18 protein-coding genes are annotated in these 22219 nt (G+C 41.0%); 8 read left to right on the top strand and 10 right to left on the bottom strand.

The features are described 5' to 3' along the window. Positions 1-159: 159 nt before the first annotated feature. The 3 genes from KO511_RS20530 to dcm form a co-directional block, all read right to left on the bottom strand. Entirely contained in the window at positions 160-573 is a 414-nt protein-coding gene (locus tag KO511_RS20530; protein ID WP_215989248.1) for a hypothetical protein, read from the bottom strand. Beyond that, entirely contained in the window at positions 566-3070 is a 2505-nt protein-coding gene (locus KO511_RS20525; protein ID WP_215989277.1) for a LysM peptidoglycan-binding domain-containing protein, read from the bottom strand. The genes KO511_RS20530 and KO511_RS20525 overlap by 8 nt, the downstream gene beginning before the upstream one ends. A 228-nt stretch (positions 3071-3298) precedes the next feature. Next, a complete protein-coding gene (gene dcm / locus KO511_RS20520; RefSeq protein WP_252724486.1) occupies positions 3299-4618 on the bottom strand; it encodes a DNA (cytosine-5-)-methyltransferase in 1320 nt (439 codons plus the stop codon). Between the two features lie 85 nt (positions 4619-4703). On the opposite strand from dcm, the gene KO511_RS20515 reads away from it, so the two are divergent. Further along, the gene (locus KO511_RS20515; protein ID WP_215989247.1) at positions 4704-6371 is read left to right on the top strand and encodes an McrB family protein; all 1668 of its coding nucleotides are present in this window, start codon (positions 4704-4706) and stop codon (positions 6369-6371) included. Between the two features lie 16 nt (positions 6372-6387). Next, on the top strand, positions 6388-7644 hold the full coding sequence (locus KO511_RS20510) for an LlaJI family restriction endonuclease (protein ID WP_215989246.1): 1257 nt from the start codon (positions 6388-6390) through the stop codon (positions 7642-7644). Positions 7645-7782: 138 nt separating this feature from the next. Here the strand turns inward: KO511_RS20510 and KO511_RS20505 are convergent, their stop codons facing one another. The 5 genes from KO511_RS20505 to KO511_RS20485 all read right to left on the bottom strand — a co-directional run bounded on the left by KO511_RS20505 (position 7783) and on the right by KO511_RS20485 (position 13395). Further along, positions 7783-8826, bottom strand: a complete 1044-nt coding sequence (locus KO511_RS20505) for a GMP reductase (RefSeq protein WP_125323218.1) — start codon at positions 8824-8826, stop codon at positions 7783-7785. Between the two features lie 251 nt (positions 8827-9077). Continuing rightward, complete coding sequence (locus KO511_RS20500; RefSeq protein WP_215989245.1) at positions 9078-10556, bottom strand: NAD(P)H-hydrate dehydratase; 1479 nt, start codon at positions 10554-10556, stop codon at positions 9078-9080. Positions 10557-10642: 86 nt separating this feature from the next. Beyond that, positions 10643-11086 (bottom strand): PAS domain-containing protein, encoded by a 444-nt coding sequence (locus tag KO511_RS20495; protein ID WP_215989244.1) that lies wholly within the window; start codon positions 11084-11086, stop codon positions 10643-10645. Then, on the bottom strand, positions 11086-12090 hold the full coding sequence (locus KO511_RS20490; protein WP_215989243.1) for a response regulator: 1005 nt from the start codon (positions 12088-12090) through the stop codon (positions 11086-11088). The genes KO511_RS20495 and KO511_RS20490 overlap by 1 nt, the downstream gene beginning before the upstream one ends. 177 nt (positions 12091-12267) lie before the next feature. Further along, positions 12268-13395 (bottom strand): response regulator, encoded by a 1128-nt coding sequence (locus tag KO511_RS20485; RefSeq protein ID WP_215989242.1) that lies wholly within the window; start codon positions 13393-13395, stop codon positions 12268-12270. A 341-nt stretch (positions 13396-13736) separates the two neighbouring features. On the opposite strand from KO511_RS20485, the gene KO511_RS20480 reads away from it, so the two are divergent. Beyond that, a complete protein-coding gene (locus tag KO511_RS20480; protein ID WP_215989241.1) occupies positions 13737-15293 on the top strand; it encodes a methyl-accepting chemotaxis protein in 1557 nt (518 codons plus the stop codon). 111 nt (positions 15294-15404) lie between these two features. Here the strand turns inward: KO511_RS20480 and KO511_RS20475 are convergent, their stop codons facing one another. Further along, positions 15405-15866, bottom strand: a complete 462-nt coding sequence (locus KO511_RS20475; RefSeq protein WP_215989240.1) for a TetR/AcrR family transcriptional regulator — start codon at positions 15864-15866, stop codon at positions 15405-15407. A gap of 495 nt (positions 15867-16361) precedes the next feature. On the opposite strand from KO511_RS20475, the gene KO511_RS20470 reads away from it, so the two are divergent. Beyond that, positions 16362-16661, top strand: a complete 300-nt coding sequence (locus KO511_RS20470) for a YfcZ/YiiS family protein (protein ID WP_215989239.1) — start codon at positions 16362-16364, stop codon at positions 16659-16661. Positions 16662-16773: 112 nt separating this feature from the next. Then, entirely contained in the window at positions 16774-17373 is a 600-nt protein-coding gene (locus KO511_RS20465) for a hypothetical protein (RefSeq protein ID WP_215989238.1), read from the top strand. Positions 17374-17398: 25 nt separating this feature from the next. Here KO511_RS20465 and KO511_RS20460 read toward each other — a convergent pair whose 3' ends face one another. Next, positions 17399-18502: a 1-acyl-sn-glycerol-3-phosphate acyltransferase gene (locus KO511_RS20460; RefSeq protein ID WP_215989237.1), complete on the bottom strand. Its 1104-nt coding sequence runs from the start codon at positions 18500-18502 to the stop codon at positions 17399-17401. Positions 18503-18800: 298 nt separating this feature from the next. Between KO511_RS20460 and KO511_RS20455 the strand changes: the two genes are divergently transcribed. From KO511_RS20455 to KO511_RS20445, 3 genes are all read left to right on the top strand, one after another. Then, on the top strand, positions 18801-19322 hold the full coding sequence (locus KO511_RS20455; protein WP_252724485.1) for an AraC family transcriptional regulator: 522 nt from the start codon (positions 18801-18803) through the stop codon (positions 19320-19322). Positions 19323-19555: 233 nt separating this feature from the next. Continuing rightward, entirely contained in the window at positions 19556-21424 is a 1869-nt protein-coding gene (locus tag KO511_RS20450; protein ID WP_215989236.1) for a methyl-accepting chemotaxis protein, read from the top strand. Between the two features lie 112 nt (positions 21425-21536). Then, positions 21537-22178, top strand: a complete 642-nt coding sequence (locus KO511_RS20445; RefSeq protein ID WP_215989274.1) for a DsbA family oxidoreductase — start codon at positions 21537-21539, stop codon at positions 22176-22178. The last annotated feature ends 41 nt before the right edge of the window (positions 22179-22219 follow it).

Here is a 22219-nt window from a genome sequence, read left to right as displayed (position 1 = left end):
TTAAAAGAGAGAAAAATATTAATAAAAAGCCAAGGAAGAAATGTTGGTAAAAACAACGTGAAACCAAGTTTGAAAAGAATATCAATCAAAGGTAATTTCCTCTAACTTTTACTCCCTTGAATTCAGGTATATTATTCGACTTTACATCAAAAATAGTAGTCAAATAAAGTTTCTTAGTAGGTATTCATTGATAACAAACACAGCAATTCCAGCCAATGTTAAGTTGAGAAGCATTGTAGATAACCAATAAAGTCGATAATTGGTCCCTAAGATTTCACAGATATCTTTCTGCCATTTCACAATATCATCAGAAGGTATCTGCCATGCAATTCTCAACATAGGATATACAAACCAAATATAACTACAAGCACTACCAGCTAACCAAGACATGTGACCCTCCATGAGAAATAAAGCACGAGACTTAAACTTTTCAGGTGCACTATCTGCAATTGACCTCATCAAGTCATATTTGAGCGGCTTTAACTTAATCGTCAAGTAAGCATTCGTAATGAAGAATGGAATGACACTAAATCCAGCTATGAGTGCCGCATATTTTGTAACTATATCAGTCAAAAACAAAGTCCTCTACAATACCACCTATCTGGTTCGACACTTCACCACCTTGCATCCCCCAAAGGAAAGCACCTACTCCCACCAAAACAATAGACAAACCTCCAGTTACAGGCATTAGTCCTAGCCCGTAGCCGATCGCATAACCAGCGGCTGCATTTATCCCACCAGAAACAATATTCCTAGTTGCAGAGCGACCGCATGCTTCACTTACAATTCCATTCACATTACATGTTTGATATATATCATTCGCATTCCCATACAATCCTATGCCAACGACTAGCCAACTTGTGCTAGAAGCCATTTTACTAAATGACATGGCTTGTTTATACAACGCTGTCATCTCGATACCTGAAATGGCCTTAGAAAAATCTTTGGCGCGATAAAGCTGTCGCTTACCTACATTGAGATAGTCGTTGATTCGTTTCGCTTGGACCTTTTTGATATAGCCAGGGTTACCAAGCTCTGATAGGACTCCCTTCATCTCACCTTGAAAAGTACGTGCCTCTTTTCGCCATGCTTTATAATCAGTATTTGAATAGAGTGCTTGTCCGGATAGCCCCTTGGTTTTCTCAGCTATATATTTTGAATATTCTGCAAAAGACTTCATCTTTTTACTCAGCTTGTCTCCTTGGACTTGAGCACCAGCAACGACCGCACCAGATCCAGCGATGACATGATTGAGATTAAACTCACTTAAATTGCTTGAAGAAGCTTCGCCTTGATAAACATCTAATCCTGATACAGCGGAAACCAACAACGCATTTGTCGTAGTTTCATGATGCTGAGCAAACCATTTTTTCTCTTCACTAGAGAGCTTTAAGAACTCGTCCATAAGTTCATTTGCTTGGTCTATCGCAAACGTTTCGTCAGGGTGTTTTTCAACCCAAGGCGAGACAACTAAAGGCATCCCCTCCAAAATTTGGCTAAAGCTGCGTTTAAGGTGAGGATTAGAAGACAACACATGTTCAATAATACTGCTATCACTCGAAAGGTATGTTTCTTGAGCAAAGTCTTCAATGCTCATTTTCTTATCGGCAAATATAAGATACACATCATCCACATCCTGCGGTGCAATTGCGGTTAAATTAACCACAGCTAACTCACTAGGCAGCATGTCTTCACTATTAATTGGAGTAACAGAAGTCCCCTGAAAGTTACCACTATAGGCATAATGCGAATTGCTCGCTTGATTATAGAATTCTGGTTCTACAGGCGGCAACTCTCGCATAACCGACTGTGGTTTTTCAACCTCAGTAGGATTTTGTACAGTAAGAATATCTCCGGCTTTTAACGACAAAGGATCAGCATCAAAATTGGGGTTAAACTCAAGTAATTGTTTCGCTGATACTCCATAGCTTTCAGCAATCGCACTCCAAGATTCTCTCTGATTGCTCTTTTTGTCCAACTGCACAGTATGAGTTTGAGGTAAGCTGTCTTCACTTTCACTCTGACTGTTCTGGTTATTGGTTCTATCAGCTACCGACTGTTTGGGGACATCAAGTAACTGCTGAATATCCAGCTTAATACCATTTTGCTCTAGCCAATTATCATTGAGGTCATCAAGTTCCTCGCAGGTAATCTGCTGTTCAAGATAAACCAATCTTTGGCCTTCGACTTCTTTACCGCCGAGTTTCCAATAAACCAAAATGGCACTTGGGACGATATTAAACCCTTGCTCATCATTAAGCTTGTCATGAGTAGAACAAGTGGCATAGAAAGCCCACTTTTTATCTCCCAACAACTTATACTCTTGGACTAATCGACAATTGTGAAAGTGGTAATAATAACCTTGGGTTGGTAGTCCCAGCCGTTCACCCAGCTGCACCGATGGCACCACCGGAATAAACGCTTCTTCAATAATGCTTGACTCAATCGGGTGCACTTTAACTCTTTCTGGAATACTTATCCCCATCGAGTAGGCCGCAACTTTCGCCACAAGTTGCTTTGGCTCATCAACCGCCATTTTCGTGGTGTACTTTGTGCCATGTTCTGTTGTCGCTTGTTCCCAACGCCCCAGAGCTTGTTCTTGCTTCGTTTTAGCTAGCTGAAACTCACAACCCACTCTTTGCTTAAAAACCTTGTCAGAACAAGCAACTTCAAAGCAATACTCAAATTCGAGTGTAGGCTGTAGCTCCGTATTGTCTGGACGTATTGGTTCAGGAGTATAAGTAGCATCAATGCTCGGTGTATAACCCGCACTACGAAAGCCGCCCGCACTGCCTTTGGCAGACCGAGCTAACTTAGCCCGAGACATAAAAGTAGACTTAGCTTCTGGAGAAAGCACTGCTTGCCCCTGTGACGATAGACTCCAAGATTTACTCAATCCATTACGGCACAATACAGGGCTTGCTGGCGAATGAGTCAGCAAGGCTAACTCACCTTGCTTGAGTTTGTCGATAAAATGTCGATAGTTCATTCCATGAGGAATCGCCGATTTTAATTTCCGCTCATCTAAATTTTCAAAGTTGCCTTCAACTTGGCCGAATTCATACGCCATCAACTCAGTTAACCGTACACTTTTATAACCCACACCAAACTCTAACTCAGATTAAACTGCGCCAATAGTATCTAATTTATTGAATTAAAAGTTATTTCCATTAGAAATTTACTGAATTTAGTTTGGGTTTTGTGAGTTTGATTCATGGTTATAATACTTTTATTGGGCTTATTGTTGCGTGGAGCACTGAGATAAGAATAGATGGCACTTGCAAACTCCTTCTATTATTTAAACTACTTTTTCTAATGCCTTAACAGGGGGCCTTTGCTCTGCAAGATTAATCGTCGTGATTATTTGTTTTGCAACCTCTCTGATTACTTTCATACAAACAGAGTTACCGAATTGCTTGTATATTTGCCCCTGTGATACTGCACCTACATCGAACTCTTCAGGAAAGCCCTGAAGTCGCGCGCATTCTCTAGGAGTTAACTTACGTGGGTTTTTACCAATGTGACTTTGATCAATCAGTATCTCTGACCCATCCTTGTAGTAACGTGCACTGATTGTGTTGGTGTATTCACTATTAACGTTGTAAAGCGTATAACCAAAACCATTTCCTTTTGTTTTATGGCCCTCTTTACGCTTCTGATGCCCCTCCCAGAGCTTGTCTGAGATAGTAAAACGGTCTTTACCTACAGCATCAATATCCGCCTGAAGCTCTTCCTGAGACTGAAGTATATCACCTACACGAGTCGGTGTTAGAGGAGGAACCGGCCAAGAAAACAGCTCATCAAAGTTAATATCTTTAAAGTAATCTTTATCAAAACCGATGATAAAAATTCTTTCGCGGTTTTGTGGCGCACCAAAGTCTGCCGCTCGAAGAACTTTAAAATCAACCCAATAGTTAAGCTGTTCGCTAAGAGCATGACGAGCGTCTTCACTCATAGGCACATCTTCAGGGAAATCTTGCTCATGTTTGCCTTCGAGAATATCTGTAATCGTTTTTAACGTTCGGCCTTTGTCGTGGCCTTTCAGTTGTTTGACGTTTTCAAGAAGGAATGCTTTGGGACGTTTCTCTGCTAGAATACGCTGAATTTCAAAGAACATAGTTCCGCGAGTGTCACTAAAGCCTTGCTTAAGGCCTGCCTGTGAGAAAGCCTGACATGGGAACCCACCTAACAGAATATCGTGGTCAGGAATACGCTTTGACTCTATCTGAGTAATATCCCCTTTTGGCATTTCACCGTAGTTATGCAGATAAGTTTTCTGCGCGAACTTGTCCCACTCAGAAGTAAACACACAATGGCCACCTAGCTGTTGAAAAGGTAACCTGATTCCACCAATACCTGCAAACAGATCGATGAATCTGAAATCACAATCTTCTTCCTGCTTTTGTCGAAAAGGTGCATTTTCAAAGCGCTTTTTCAGTTCAGATTCTAGATTAGCAATTGCGTCCAGCTTTGATTTGGTCGGTTTATGTTCACCAGTTTCCCATCCCCTGATTGTTCTCTCTCCAGTTGATGACATACCTAACAAATTTGCAAACTCAGTGCGGCCGAGCCCAAGGTTTTCCCTTATATATCTGATATATTCTGCAGTTGGTTTCATTTAAACAGTGTTCTCAAAAACATTTATCCGGTTTTATCCCAGGATACTAACACTGTGCATTTAGACAGTCAAACAGGTAAATTCAATGCTACCAGACCTTCATAAACTCAAAGAAGAATCTCAGAAACGTATCGAAGATAATCTGTCATTAGAGCTTCGTTTTGATGACGGCACTAAACAAAAAATTCTTGAGCTTTATAACGCAAAATTCTCAGACTACCCAGCATCACTCCAAGATGGGCTTATAAAAATAAACAATAAGCATGGTCAAACAGCATATCTGCCTTTCAATTGGTTCATCAGAATCAAACAATGTAAGCCATTGATTGAAGGACTCTCAGTTTATGGTAGCTATGTTGACCAACTCCGATCGATTCTAGCAGACAAAACCTTACGTGCTCTTCCTAAAGTGGAATGGCTAAGTTCAGCAGAAATACCTCCAGACGAAAAACATGCTTTGCAAGATTTTATTGATAGAACTTTCTCTGAGAAAACAGACAGAGAAAGATTCAATCTGTTCATAGACGGAAGAAGCTGGCTTGAGATTAAGAAGCCTGCAGATAACTCCCTCTCTGGGAAAAAACTAAACCGATCAAGCAGTGATTTCATTGCCTCTTGTATCACAAATCAATGTAAGCTGATCAATGATACCGCTGGCAAACTTGAACACTTTATAAAGCTTTATCTAGCTGTCCCTGACCTTCGAGACATTATCGATGACGTTCCTGAAATGACAGCTTCAGATGAAGTTGAATCTAAAGTTTCGATGAAGGTAACTATAAACCATACAAAGAAAAAGGATTTCTTAAACACGTCATTAAACAAAATCGTGTATGGTGCACCAGGGACAGGGAAAAGCTACTCAATTAAAAATGGCCTCGATGAAAATAACCTTATACGAACAGTGTTTCACCCAGACACGCAATACAGTGATTTTGTAGGGTCACTGAAGCCTATCATGCTTGACGAATTTGTAGGGTACGAATTCCGCCCAGGGCCTTTTACCGAAGCGATTATCAAAGCAATCAATAAGCCAAGTCACTCTATAAGCCTGATTATTGAAGAAATAAATAGAGCTTCAGCTGCAGCTGTATTCGGCGAGATATTCCAGCTTCTAGATCGTGGTAATGATGGACATAGCGAGTACTCAATTGATGTTTCGGACCCTGACTTACTCGCCTATCTCAACTCAAAAACTTACGGGTATTTTAAGGATGGAAAGCTATTTATACCATCCAACCTTGCACTATTAGCAACAATGAACAGTAGTGATCAAGCTGTGATGCCTATGGACACCGCTTTCAAACGTCGCTGGGAGTTCAGCTATCTTAAAATTGATTACGCAAACGCGTCTGAGGGGGAGCTTAATATCCCAGTAAGTTCGATAGACAACCATTCAACGTTAACTATTAAATGGTCCACGTTTGCACAAGTCATAAACGAGCAATTGTCTTTAGAAAATGTTCCGGAAGACAGGCTTCTAGGGCACAGGTTTCTCAATGAAAATGAGTTAGAAAAGGACCCAGAAGGTTCACTCAAAGGTAAATTGTTTATGTACCTTTGGGACGATGTGTTGAGGCATGGCCAGCATAGTACCGTTTTTAAGGAAGACGTTGAATTGAACGACGGAGAGACCACCAGACTAAACACATTTGGTCACCTCGTAAACGCATTCGAAAAAGGTAAGGCTGTCTTCAATGATACAGTTGAACAACGTTTACTGGATGTTCACAACCAATCACAGGCAAAGTAATTAGTAGTTAACTGATATGAGAAGAAAAGTTACTTGTTATGCTGACAGAGATTTAGTTACTCATCTGCCTACAGAATTAAAGGCTTTGATTACTAAACAAAACCTTGTAACGAATAATGGTAAAAAAGTATCGTTCTGTGGGGTCATCATTTGTGACGGTGAAATACATACATTTTTACCTCAAAATTCAAAGAAACCGGTTTCTAACGAGAAGGAATGTTACAGGATATCCTCGCAGCTAATGAAATCTGTACATCTCTATTCTACAGATAAAACAAGCAAAGAGTTTACTCTGGATGAAGGTAAAGAATGTATTGGTGACGACAGGTTAAGTCTCATATCAGAACTGCTGCGTGACTACTGTGCTAACGGACTATACTCTCGACGTATATCGCAGAAAGTTCTAAATACAGGGAAAACTGACTGGAGACGCACTATTACAAACCAGCTGCCATATCAGGGAAACAAAGGGCCAGTTTACCTCGACTTTAATGGCACAAAGCGTCGCTACGCATCAGATTGCGAGATAGCGAGAATACATGCATGCATCATAAGAGAACTTGATTCTTCTTTTGATTGGATAGTTACGGGCTCCGACGTTTCCGTTGCTAAAAACATAATGTCTGTACCTGCACCCAAAGGAACAGACATAGCAATGATCAACACGCTAAAAAAAGAACTCAGGCTGGTTTATTCCGATAGAGAAAAAAGGCTTCTGAAACTTCTTATCAAGCATCTGGAATCAGAGCATGGCAGAGATACTAGCAACTTCATAGCAGGGCTCAAAAACTACCATGTCTTATGGGAACACATGCTTGATAAATCGCTGGCATGGGGTTTTAAAATTAACAAGCTGGTCTCATCTCCTGCGTATAAAATCAATGGGCAAATTATATCTGCAAAAAACAAAGGCCAGAGAATGGATACAGTCCTGCACCAACCTCATACAAACAAGTATACGGTTGTTGATGCTAAATATTACGAAGCACAAAGTCCACAAGGTGCCCCTGGTTGGCCAGACCTAGTAAAACAGTTTTTCTACGCTAAAGCTCTAAGCGTATACGATCCTCTCGCGCAGATTAATAATGTATTTATTTTTCCAGGTACTGGGCCTATTGAATCTGCACATATGCGAGATCCAATAACTAAAAAACTCCAAGATAAAGATTATCCTCCAATACTCTGTGTATACGTAGAGCCTACCTTATTGATTGACCACTACGTAAAAGGAAAGAAACTGAAGGGTTTGAGTAATGAGTTAATGGATTTTTAACATTTACACTGTTAAATCAATTTCAGACTATCACTTCATCTGCCTCCATTTTTACACAATATCGCGACTTACAACAAAAAAAAGCCGCAAACGCGGCTTTTTATATGTAAATGTCGTTTTTACTAAAACGTTGGAGCTTTACTCTCTACCAAATACGTTGTTTTCTTGCTCTTGTACTCGGATGAAGGTTGTGCGCTTGGTAAGTTCTTTAAGCTTTGCTGCGCCTACGTAGGTGCAGGTTGAGCGTACACCGCCAAGGATGTCTGAGATAGTGTCGTGAACACTGCCACGGTAAGGCAATAATACGGTTTTTCCTTCGGCTGCGCGGTACTGAGCTACGCCGCCCGAATGTTTCTTCATGGCAGATTCTGAAGACATGCCATAGAATTTCATAAAGGTTTTGCCGTCTTTTTCAATCAGCTCGCCGCCCGATTCTTCATGGCCTGCTAACATGCCGCCAAGCATAACAAAATCAGCACCGCCACCGAATGCTTTTGCCACATCACCCGCGCATGAGCAACCACCATCACCAATGATCACACCGCCAAGGCCATGGGCAGCATCACCACATTCAATAATCGCTGATAGTTGAGGGTAACCAACGCCGGTTTTCACACGCGTGGTACACACAGAGCCTGGGCCAATACCCACTTTTATAATATCTGCGCCCGCTAAAATAAGCTCTTCACACATATCGCCAGTCACGACATTACCCGCAGAAATCACTTTGTCTGGGAACGCTGCTCGTACTTTTTCGATGTATTCAACCAGATGCTCAGAGTAACCATTAGCAATATCGATACAGATAAAAATAAGCTCATCACTCAGCGCCATGATGTCTTTGGTCTTTTGGAAGTCGGCTTCAGATGTACCCGTTGAAACCATGACATTTTTCAATGTGGCTGCATCGGCTTGTTTAACAAACTGAGCCCAATCGTCCACCGTGTAGTGCTTGTGAACCGCGGTCATAACACCATGTTCAGCCAGCGCTTTTGCCATATCAAAGCTACCAACCGAGTCCATATTCGCAGCAATAACAGGGGTTCCTGACCATTGACGGCCACTATGCTTGAATGTAAAATCGCGGGTTAATTCAACTTGAGAACGGCTTTTTAGCGTTGATCGCTTTGGGCGAAAGAGTACGTCTTTAAAACCTAACTTAAGTTCTTGTTCAATACGCATTGTGCATTTCCTTGATTCAATAGTGTAAGTGTCACTGACAAACTGCGATGTAAAAGCGTTGGCAGACGCGATTACTGTTTCTCGGACACAAAAAAACCGGAGCGTTGGCAGACGCTCCGGTTTTCAACATTATAGGCTGTGATTTATTTCCCGCAAGACTGATAATTGCAATTATTTTGTGGTACCATTTCGAATGTCTGCAAACCAAATTTCACCTCAGTAATACGTCATATCACACTCACCCAACTACTCTAATCATTAGCCAAGATGCGTATATATGACAACAAATCGCTGGCACACAAACCACGTTCTCCATTAGTTTTCGCTTCTTTATCTGCTGCAACACTATGAATCATCACCCCTTTTACCGCAGCACTAATGAGATTTTCGCCTTGGGCTAATAAGCCAAGAATAACACCTGTTAATACATCCCCCATACCTGCGGTTGCCATCCCTGGATTACCTGCATTGCAAACAAAGGTATGCTTACCATCAAATACTAAAGTGCCTGCGCCTTTTAGCACCATCACGCCGCCATATTGATCATGTAGTTTCTTTATTGCCAAATACCTATCACCTTCGATTTCATCAATTGAACAGTTGAGTAATCGCGCTGCTTCGCCAGGGTGAGGCGTTAATATTCGCAGGTCATCCTTATTTGGATTACTCGCCAGCAAGTTGAGGGCATCAGCATCAAGCACTTTATTGAGATTTAATGCGCAGAACCTGTCAAACATCTGCTTTGAGACTTCATTTGTGCCGAGACCTGGCCCAATGGCAATACAATCACACCATTGGTTAACTCGGTGCTCCACAGACCGTTCATCTTGCCATGATGAAGCCATCACTTCAGGGCAAGTGATTGTCGATGCCATAGTATTTTCTGAGTGCGTCAGCAAAGCGGTTAACCCAGCACCAACGCGCATACACGCTTGGCTACTGAGCAGGGCAGCACCGCCCATTCCTTGGTTGCCACCAATGATAAGTGCTTTGCCATGATGACCTTTATGGGCCGCTTTATTTCGCTTTGCTAAGGGGCCAAAATCGTGGGCAGAATTTAAAAGATAGGCTTTAGGTAGATTTTGCCGATCAAACACATCTTCAACATCCAAACCATTAAAATGAACTTCACCGGTATACACTCGTGCTTGGCCAGTAAATAATCCACATTTTAGACCAATAAACGACACCGTATGTTGCGCTTTTACACTCACACCCAAACAGCTTCCGGTATCACTCGATAACCCTGAAGGCAAATCGACAGAAATAGTTTCAATATCACTATTATTAATTTTTTCAATAATTTGAGCCGTATTTTCCCGCACTTTTCCATTAATACCCGTACCTAATAGGGCATCGATAATACAGTCAAAATCTAAATTTTTTGAAAAGTCAGGCGCACCAATTACACCACCAAAAGAGAGATACTCATTATAAGCCGCCAAAGCGTCACCAGAGAGTTTCTCTTTATCAACACTTTGCCATACTAAGACCTGCATTCCGGCTTCGAGCGCCAGCTTTGCCACTACATAGCCATCTCCCCCATTATTGCCGCCGCCACAAACAACCAGTACACGCTTACATTTTGGGTATTGCTGGAGCATTACCTCAAACACTGACTTTCCTGCTTTGAGCATGAGCTGATACATAGAGATGGATTTAGTGTTCGCGGCATCGACTTCGCCAAGTTTGACTTGCTCAGCACTATAAAGTGGTATTCTTGATGGCATTCATTCTCCTAAATATAATAAGGGCCAGACTAATGCTGACCCTTGTTTAACTCTATATCACTAATTCTTTTAGTTATACGTCTAAGTTACTTGTGTGGGTTAAGTACACTTAATGCTTCAGAAGTAGCATCCTGAATGGATAAAAACAATGACTTTATTTCACCTGTAGGCGTTCTCATTGGATTTAATGCAACGTTTTGATACATATACCTTGCCTGTTGGGTCACAGGGCGAACATTTCGACATTTAAATAAATATTGTCGTTGATGCCATGTAATAAAGCTTCGGCAACCAAGATCGTATACTGGCTTGGTTTTCATTTTAAACCAATCTTCTGGGATTTCTGGGAAGATCTCAAAAATGGTTTTATCAATCGCATCATGACCATGAATACCACTGTGGTGGGTCATGAACCCATTCCAAACTTGAACTTTGTATTCTCGGTTAATAACGATAAGACCCAAATCGACATTTTGCACCATATCGACCATCCAATGAAACTGCTCAAATTCAGCAGGAAGATTAACCATCAGAAGTCCTCCATTAAATATGATAACTTGTCGTCGAGTAATGGAAGAGACTCATCCACAAACATGAACAATAAATCACAACGTATTGCTGTCCCATCAATGTTATAGCTCACTTCAAATGTCATGGTTTGTTGAAATGAACCTTCTGTATTTTGAATAATAGAATCAATCGAAATATGTTGTCCTAACAGTACTGGAGGGCTTTGAAAAAATCGAACCTCAGCTTGCTTGCCCAAACCGTTTAGAAACGAACCTACCAATATATTGGATACGTCCATCAGTAACTCTAGTTCCTGAAGTTCCTCACTTTCAGTCGGCACTTTCATCAACTTTTTCAAGTCACAAACGCTAGAGTCACTCAATATAACAAGGGCTTCTCCAGCGATGCCCTCACCACTAAAACCTTGGCAAACTCCAGAAACTTGGTCATTGTCGGCAAGATCTCTCAATGCCATTTGCAATTCACTAACTTCTAAAATATTCACATTGGGTAAAGGAAGGTGAACAAACACATCAAAGTGCCTGGCAAGTGCATCTGCAGCCACACCAATTGCTACGTTTGCCACTTCACGATAGATATCTCGGCGTTTAAGCACCGGAAGATCAAGCGCAGGTTGTGCTATAAGCTGAGGCTGGGACGGGGGTTCGACAAGATCTTTAAGCACGCTGTTAAGTATGCCTTTGTCTATAGGTTTCTGGATAAAGGCTTTGGCACCAGAAGCCATGACACGTTCTTTCGCTTTGGGCTGAATGTCACCTGAGACGACCACAACTTTGATATCAATCCCACGAGCCTGTATCTCATCCAAAGTGCCAAACCCATCAAGCTCAGGCATGGTCAAATCAAGAAACATGATTTTGAATTCGTTTTGTTCTAATTGTTCTAAAGCATCGAGACCATGGACAGCAAACGTGATTTCTGCATTGAGAGAAGCTGGCAATGAACGAGCCATTTGCTTGCGAGCAAGAGCAGAGTCATCACAAATTAGAACAGGTAAAGACATTCACGCACCTATCACTGTTATAGTTATCAATAATTTCAGTGTAACAGATGATAAAATTATCGAAGGGCCTAAGAACAAAAAATCCCAAAACTCTTAGAAGATAATTTTACATTACCAAACAACACAGAATCTACTAACAAATGTTCAAACCAAAAAAGAAAGATCATCTTCAACAGACTACTCTTCACCGGACTGGAAATTAAAGGTTTCATCATCAAAGCCTTCGTCCTGATACTTATTCGCTATTTCCCTAAACACATGTTCAATATTGAGAAAAGCTTCAACGACAATAGGTTCAAAGTGGCTACCTCCTCCCTCTGCGATTATTTCAAGTGCCTTATCGTGAGGAAAAGCTGGTTTATAAACACGCTCGCAAATTAGAGCATCATACACATCTGCAAGCGCCATTAAACGAGCACTCAAGGGTATGTTTTTTCCAGAAAGCCCTTCTGGATATCCACTACCATCCCATTTTTCTTGGTGACTATAAGCAATTTCTTTCGCTATAGTTAAAAATTCACATTTAAAATCAATCGAATCTTCCACCGACATCAAAACCGCTCGGCCAAGTATAGTGTGACGCTTCATCACATCAAATTCTTCTACTGTTAACTTGCCTGGCTTCAAAAGTACTCCATCAGGGATCCCTACTTTACCAATATCATGCAGCGGTGCTGACTTATATAACAAGGTAATGATTTCCGGCGTTAACTCATCCGTGTAGTGCCCCATGTTGATTAATTCTTCTGCTAACACTTTTACATAGTTCTGAGTACGGCGGATATGGTTACCCGTTTCATTATCTCGTGTTTCCGCAAGTGATGCCATTGCGCCAATCGTCGCATCTTGAATCATCTCTAGCTCGTAGGTTCTCTCTTTAACTCGCTCTTCAAGTAGTTCATTTTGCTTAGCTAATTCTTTAACCGCATTTTTCAGCTTTAAATGGGTATTAATACGAGCTATCAGTATCGGAGGGCTTACTGGTTTGTGAATATAGTCAACGGCACCTATTTCAAACCCCTTTTGTTCATCTTCAATTTGTGATTTTGCAGTTAAGAATATGACTGGAATATCACAGGTGTCTGGATCAGCCGCTAGCCGTTCGCAGACCTCATAACCATCCATTTCTGGCATCATGATATCCAAAAGTACAATGTCGGGCTTTTTCTTCTTACAAATATTAATCGCTTGCAGACCACCTGTCGCAACAAACAGACGGTGATGGGGCTTTAATAACCCACTGAGTAGCACTCTATTTTCAGCATTATCATCAACAATCAGTACGCTAGTAAGATGTTCACTCATGCCCACTCCCGGGACTTGTCTGCACTAACAACCTAATAATGATGCAGATTAAATTAATTACTCTAGAGCCATATGAAATTTGCACTTATACCCAACCGACCATGGGTTTAATCGAATTTTTTAAGTATCGAAGTACAACTAGCAATCGTCAAGGTCTTCTAATCTGCATTAATAGCGATATTAATAAAAAGGTTAAGATTGATTAGAGAATGAAATTATGCGGCAAAAGCTAAAGGCTAGATTAACTAGCGACATCTACGTTCTCAAATATCCATTTTTCTGCATATACTAATGACAAATGCATTAATTCTAATGCAATAAGACTAAACAGGGTTAGCCCAATGCGCGTAAATGAACCCGTGACTCAAAAAGAAGTCATGTATCCGCCAGAGTTTAACTTGCTTTCTATAACGAAAACGAGCAGTCACATCACCTATGCCAGCAAAGAGTTTTGTGACGTTGCAGGCTATACAATCGATGAGCTTATCAATCAACCTCATAACCTTGTTCGTCACCCAGATATGCCACCAGAAGCATTTAAAGACATGTGGGACTTTTTGAAATCAGGTAAGTCTTGGATGGGGGTTGTCAAAAATCGCTGTAAAAATGGCGACCACTACTGGGTTGACGCTTTTGCTTCCCCCATTAAAGTGAACGGGAAAATTGCAGAATACCAATCGGTTCGTTTAAGCCCGAGTCGTCAACATGTTGCAAATGCTGAAAAAATCTACGCCCAGCTGAAAGCGGGTAAAACACCGACCACGTTAAAAATGCCTCGGACACGCTTATGGCAACGTCTAGCAATTGCATTCTTAGGCTCTGGAATTATTGCTACCGCCATAGTAAGCATCTCTCCTATTGCCGCAATTTGGGTATTTTTTGTATTGGCAACACTTTCAGGCTTTTGGCTAACTAGGCGTTTAGAAGAACTCTCTAAACAAGCTCGAAAAGTCTTTGACAATCCATTGATGGAGTTAATCTATAACGGTTCAGTCGATGATATCTCAGAAATTGCGTTAGCAATGAAGATGAGACAGTCTGAGCTCAATGCGGTCGTTGGCCGAATTCAAGACTCAAATCAACAAATTGCTACAGCTGCGCAATCTTCTGCGGATAACTGTGAAACAACGGCTGAGAATCTATCAGGGCAAACTTCGGAAACAGAACAAGTCGCTGCAGCAATCAACCAAATGCACTCAACCGCGCATGAAATTGCTCAAAATGCGCAAAATGCTTCTGATGCAACTGAAAAGGCTAATGCAGCGGTCGTTGAAGGCAAAACATCGGTGGAACAAACGCTTACATCCATGAATGATCTTTCCAGTCAGTTAGAGGTCGCATCAGGTGTTGTGCAGCAGCTCTCTGAACATGGACGTACCATTGGTGAAGTACTCGTTGTTATCCAAGGAGTCGCCGAACAAACAAACCTTCTAGCTCTTAATGCCGCTATAGAAGCCGCTCGAGCTGGTGATCAAGGCCGCGGCTTTGCCGTAGTTGCTGATGAAGTGCGCAAGCTCGCTCAGCGAAGCCATGAATCGACAGAAGAAATTCAAAACATCATTAAGCTCATTCAAACCAGTACAGATAAAGCCGTCCAGGCAATGGATGAAGGTAACAAGCTCTCTGAAGTATGCGTAAGTTGTGCTGGTACTTCTGGGGAAAAATTGGATGCATTATTTGGCCAAGTGACTGATATATCTGATCGCAATAATCAGATAGCAACCGCAATTGAAGAAATGGCTCGTGTTACTGAGGATATGAATTCCAGCGTTCAATCCATTAGTGAGGTGTGTTCAGCGACCAATATTCTTGCCAGTGACACGAAAGAAGAATGTGAAGGCTTAGTCGACAACTTAAAATCACAAGGCCAATTGGTTAACCAATTTAGAAAGATATAAGAAGGCCTTCCAAGTGGAAGGCATTTCGAAGTTCAGTTAATCTTTTGCTGTTAAACTTCGTTCAAATCAAAAGATCAACAGACCTTAGTAGTATCTGTAGGTACTGCTAGTTTATTTTGTCATCCGTACCAGTGACTTACCAATTAGCCACTCGACTTCTTTGGCACTATTTCCACCAAACTGAGACTCTACCGTTTGATACAAACGCTCAATGCCAACCTTGGCAAAATCATGCGTATTCTGTGAGATCACAACGTGGTGGAACAGTAAACGAAGTATTGCCAGAAATTCTGAGCTGTCTAAAGCTCTATTCCAACTATCTGAAAAGTCTTGCAAACTACCATCTAAGCTAAGATGTTCAACAAACATCTTAAAAATTCGCCCGTCCAGAGCAGCCGTGAAATCTGTTTTTTTAGGGAAGTGATGGCTAATGCCTGTTCTCGACACACCTGTTTGCTGGCTCAGAGTGGTGTATGACATTTTGTCGTACCCTAAACGCAACAATTGGTCCACGACAGCATCCATGATCTTCTGAATCGTGATTTCGGTCTCTTCTTTACTACGCTTTGGCATGTTCAGGCTCTTCTCTCTGTAAATCCATCTGACTTAAGCAAATTCATTATGATGCCTATTAATTATCCTATATAACATTAGTCAAAACCTTTGAAGGGATAACAACAAAAGTACTATCGAATCTGAGGTAGTCCTCTAGTAAACCAATGTTTATAATGTCAATTAAGATAGCTTTTGATACATCACGACATCATCTAAATTTATAAAAATAATAAGTGATATCTTTCATTTATATAATTTAGCTTCCGATAATCATATAAATTAACGTTGCTTACAACTCGGTAAGCACTATCCTCAGCCGACAAGTACATCATATTTATTAATATATGACTAAAATCACATTATCTGACATGTCTATCAATTCTAAAGCTTTTTTATAACCTTCCCATAACATAGCATTTTGATAAAAGCATTTATGAAGGCGAGTGGATTTTTGTGGATCACTCTCTGATATATCGATAAAATAACCTTACTTTTTGCAAGAGGATTACTGTGATGAGCACAAAACAGGAAAGCGCCGAGATCTGTGAGGCATGTGGCTGTGCTGGTGAAATGGGTTTTATTATTAAAGAGGGTGATGATATTGCAGAAGTCACCATTCATGCTGAAAACAAAGCTATGCTAGAGGCTGAATTGGAAAAGTACATCAATTTAGCTTACCAAGTATCAAAAGGCGTTCAATACCACGTAGCAACGCTAGCAAAAGACTCAACTTATCTTAATGCCAAATTTAAATTTAGCGTCAGCGCTGAAAAATTAATTTTCGAACTAAAGACTCGCTCACTAGCCAGATAAAATGAAAAAAGCGGGCGATATGTCCGTTTTTTCTTTCGATCTCGGCACATAATATTGACCCAGTATTGTCGCATCGTTAATACTTGTATCAAATCACTTTCAGGGTCACGATATGAAACAATGGCTCGCCATTATCATAGTAGGATTGTTTACCTCTAACGCGCTAAGCGAACCAATCAACCACTACCACATCCTTAATCATATCGACAACTACGGTAATCTGGACTTACGTAACAAACCCTATTCTGAGCTGCCAGCAGGTTTAGTCGTCAAAGGGAATCTCAATATAGCCAAAACAAGTATTAAAGAAATCCCAGCAGATGTTGATATTCAAGGAAGCCTAGATGCTTCAAATAGTGCATTAAAAAAGATAGCTAAAGGTGTCAACATTAAGGGCTATGCGAACTTACTCGCTTCACAAATGACTCGCTGGCCCGGAGGCGTAAAGGTTGGTGGATACATAAACCTAACAGATACACCTCTGACTAAACTTCCACCACGTTTAAAAGTAAAAGGTGATCTGAGTGTCATTAGAACGCCTTTAGATGCATTACCTGAAGGTATTGTCGTTGAAGGTAACCTATATATTGGTGGTTCAAAAATCACTGCATTTCCCGATAAAATGACCGTAAAAGGAAATATTTTTCTCGGTGGTAACCGTATTTCAAAATGGCCTAAGAATTTAAACTTAGGAGGTGCTGTTGCGCCTTAGCAAAATGGGAAATAAAGACGCTAATTCAAACGCCCTTATTTTTAAATGGGTTAGCATAACTTGCTAGCAAATGAGTTCGCGCTCCGTTTGGTAATTGACTAACTTTGCTAGCGAGTACATCTTTAACACTCTGTTCAACTTGTTCATTACCTGCTGCTAATTCATTGATTGGATATAGCTTATAGTTAGCATGGATTTGGCGGTCAACTTCTTCAGCCAGAGCTTCTGGAGAGTCAAAACTACTATTAATCACATCACCAAATGCCACATGTACGCGCCCTTTTTCACCAACAATACCTTGAATAATACTGTCGATATCTTCAAACTCACTTTTTTCATAGCTGCCACGAGTCTCAAGTTCATGCAACTCTAATGCTTTAGCGATATCGCAAGGGTCATTTTCATATGAAATAGAGACGGGAACTATTCTAAGAGACTGTATATATTCGGAGAATTCAATTTTTTGCTTACGACCCTCAACATGAAACATTTTCAGAATAACCGGGTCAGTAAAGTCATTTCCATCTTTAGCTCGCCCTTCTTTCTGCGCAATCCAGATCGAGTTTCCTGAGTCTAATGAGTGTTTTATATAACTGGATAAGGTACCTAATGCTTTCATCATTTCCCGCGGTCCCTTAACAGAGCGCTTAACAATGAAACTTTTATTCAGCCTCATCAACTCGGTAGCGCATGGCTTTTTCAGCAGGTTATCACCAATAGCAATACGAACTGTTTTGTGTTCACTTTTGCTCAAACCATAGTTAACCAATGCTGGATCCATCGCAATGTCTCGATGATTAGAAATAAAGAGATATGACAGCTGTTTGTCCAACTTATCCAGACCAGAGTAAGTCACTCCAGACGTTGTTGTATTAAGTGTTCGCTCAAGATACTTCTTCACTTCCATCTGAATATTATCGACAGAATTGAGCTTAGACCACTTCATTTTAAGATAGATTTTTACCAGTGGCGACATCAGAGTCTTAAACCAACCTGCGTGGCGAGCAAATCTATGCTGAAGAATTGCACTGATAAACTCTTCATCAGCAATCAAGCGATTGATCGCAGCTGGGATTTCATCGTCATTGTATGGACGAATGTCAAAATACGGGTCTTTATTAGCAGTCATGTAGTACTTATTCTCGTAGGAAACATGCCTATTCTACGCTGAGATAGGGGGATTAGCAGCTATAGTTCGTGATAATATCTAAGGTCCGACCAGCGCAACTTTGCTGTATGGGTTAAAACTCATTGTTAAGTTGGTTTTTATCATTAGAAACGTTACCCTTAACTTTTCTTGCACCATAAAGAGTCCAAATCAAACTATGCATTACACAATTTCGAATCATAATGATGATTTTCCATATCTAGTAGTGCAACCTAGAAGAAAAAGCTTTAAACATATATTGCTAAAAGTAGTCCAAGGAATGGCTTTACTAAAGTTCGGTAAAGTTGAATATGTCATTGAAAAGGGTCAAACCGTCTGGATCCCATTTGATTCATTATGTGCCCTTACTTTTTTCCCAAGAACTCAAGTTCAAAAAGTTGAAGTATCCTCTCGAGTTAAAGCATTGCTACCCCAAAAAGGGGGCTACGTACAACTCAACGAATTAACCTCAGCAATCCTTACTAGACTTTTAAATAGTCGGCAATCTCATGAGTCGCACCAAAAGCTCCTCGCTGTACTATTAGATGACCTTGTAACCTTAGAGCCTGAATTAAGAGAAAATAGACTGACTGCCTACCTTAAACAGTGGTCACCATCAATAAACGGCAGTAATCTATTGGCAGAACAGCACCTAGCACTCAAGGTAAGAGAAGCGACCAAACGAATGCAATCAGGTGTAAAAAGGTCCAAGGTTATCGCCGATTTATTCGAAAACAATGACATTGTTTATACTCAATTAGAACAAAGCATTCTTGGGTATACGACTCATACAAATTCGTAGCTTTGTAGTGCGATTTACGTTCAAATGTCATGTAAGCATCTGAATATTAAGCCAATATAAATGGTTATGACGTCACCTATAAACAACTATAATAAGCAGACACAACAAAATAATTCAGGCCACCCTTCTCTATTTAAAGAAAAAATAGCATTTGCCACATACTGATAATAAGCATTTGCTCACTATAGCACTATAATAGAAGAAATAAGCTTTAATGACATGGGAAGTCGACAATGAAATTCAGCCATAAAATAGTGGCGGCATCATCTCTTCTATTTCTAGCCACGGTATCATTACTGACACTCCAGCAGTACTACACAGTCCAAGCCGAAGTCAAATCACTCGTAACCTCTAGTGTTGCTGAAATTGTTGACGGCGTGAGGGACACAACTGAAGCAGAGATTAATAGCCGAAAGACTATTGCTAATTATGCGACCAGTATGTTGGAAGCTAATCTTTCTCCGAGTTCAATAGAAATGGTCATTACTCGCCCCATTGTAAAAGAAACCTTTCTTTTAGCTGGGTTAGGATTTGAAAAGGATGGCTCCAATATTAATAATGACCCTGGTTGGAGCCCAGGCCCGACTTGGGATCCACGTGCCCGACCTTGGTACATAGATGCAAAAAAATCTGGAAAGCTAATTATCACTGCCCCATATGCAGATTCAGCAAGCGGTGAGATTTTGGTTTCTATCGCAACTCCAGTTTATGACAATGGTAGCTTTGTCGGCGCTATTTTTTACGATGTGAGCTTGGCAGGATTAGCAGAGCTGGTGAATAAGGTTCAACTTTTTGATGCCGGTTATGTATTTATTGTATCAGGTGATGGAACAACTATCGCTCACCCGAATACCGAAATGAATGGCAAACCGATGAAAGACTTCCTCGGTGAAGTGACTATTAAAGAAGATCCTCAACAAATAGAGATTGAAGGTAAAAAATATACTCTCGACTATTCAAAAGTACCTGGAGAAAACTGGTATATTGGTGTCATTTTGGATGAAGAAATCGCCTACCAATCACTCTCAGACTTACGTAATAGCTCCATAATATACACGGCAATAGCTTTGGTGATCAGCGTGGCTATTTTGCTTGTGGTAATCACAGCGCTTATGCGTCCTTTAGGCACGCTTAAAAACGCGATCCAAGATGTAGCTTCTGGTGATGGTGACTTAACTCAACGTTTAGACACGGCCACAGACCAAGAGTTTTCCCAGTTAGCGGAGGGCTTTAATTCATTTGTTGGAACTCTACAACAGCTCCTGACTCAATCGAAATCAATTGGTGAGGAAATCCTTAGAGGATCAGAAATGACCTCATCGGGCCTACAGGGGTCAGCTAGTGCGATGCAGGATCAGCTTCAAGAGCTTGAACAACTCGCAACTGCTATGCATGAAATGACAACAACATCAGGAAACGTAGCTGATAACGCCCAAGGAGCAGCAGCAGCAGCAAAAGACGCCGATGACGCAACCCAAGTTGGCACACAAGTAGTCAGTGATACCTCTGCATCAATCAGTGAACTTTCCCAACGGATTGATGAGGCAGTAGAAGAAGTCAAAAATCTAGAGTCAGCAACAGATAACATAGAAACCATCCTTAAGGTTATTAATGACATTGCCGATCAAACCAACTTGCTAGCACTTAACGCCGCTATTGAGGCCGCACGGGCGGGTGAGTCTGGACGAGGCTTCGCCGTGGTCGCTGATGAAGTAAGAACCTTGGCTCAGAGAACCCAAGAGTCAACAACAGAAATTCGTAGTATGATCGAACAGCTGCAATCTGGTGCCACATCAGTAGCCAATGCAATGAACATGAGTAAAGAAACGGCCGATAGCGCAGTATTACGCGCAGAAGAAGCCAATAATGCACTGAACAGTATTCGTGGTGCCATTCAGAGCATCAGTGATATGAATATGCAAATTGCATCGGCGGCTGAAGAACAAAATTTAGTCGCCGAGGAAATCAATAACAATACAGTTAAAATAAAAGATCTATCGGAGCAAGTCGCTGAAGCAGCAGAAAATGCCAATGTTGCTATGAAAGCTCAGACCGAAAATATTAGAGAGCAAGATGCGATACTCAATAAATTCAAGCTTTAATTGTGCTAAAGCCCTCCCTTAATTAAAAGGGCTTTAGCCGCTTCTTAATAACAGACCTCTCAAACCTTTTTTTTCTTAATAGAATCAAACAGGGGGCTAACCGTCAAAAATGATTAAAAGTGTCCGTATCGATTTCGTATCAGATATTGTATGCCCTTGGTGCATCATAGGCTTTAAAAACCTTGAGAGCGCCCTTTTGACATTGTCTGATAGCCTCAAAGCTGAAATCTACTGGCATCCTTTCGAACTTAACCCAATGATGAAGCAAGAAGGACAGAACCTTAGAGAGCATATTGCCGAGAAATATGGTACCCCGTTTGATGCCAGCTTAGCGGCTAGACAAACCATTACCGAGCTAGGTCACGATTTAGGGTTCAAGTTCAACTTTACAGACGACATGAGGATTTATAACACCCGTAAGGCTCATCAGTTATTGCTTTGGGCACAATCGAAAAATCTACAATTTGAGTTAGAAATGGCTTTGTTTCAAGCGTATTTTACCCACAACAAAGATATCAGCAACCCACAGGTATTGCTTAAAATCGCCGATTCCCTTGAACTAGAAAGAAAACTTTGTGAACGCATCTTAGAAGATGAGAGTTGGGCTGAAGCTGTTTCTTCCACCGAGCACCAGTGGATTGAAGCTGGCATTAATGCTGTACCAGCAATGATAATAGACAAAAAACATCTACTTTCTGGCGCACAACCTAGTCAGGTGTTAGTCGAATCACTCATAGACATCACAGACCTATGACCAGCTTGGAACATCACACAGATAGTGAAGCAGTATGATCT

Source organism: Vibrio hepatarius, from assembly GCF_018860525.1.
GTDB lineage: Bacteria > Pseudomonadota > Gammaproteobacteria > Enterobacterales > Vibrionaceae > Vibrio > Vibrio hepatarius_B.
This window is presented reverse-complemented; position numbering and strand designations above follow the sequence as displayed.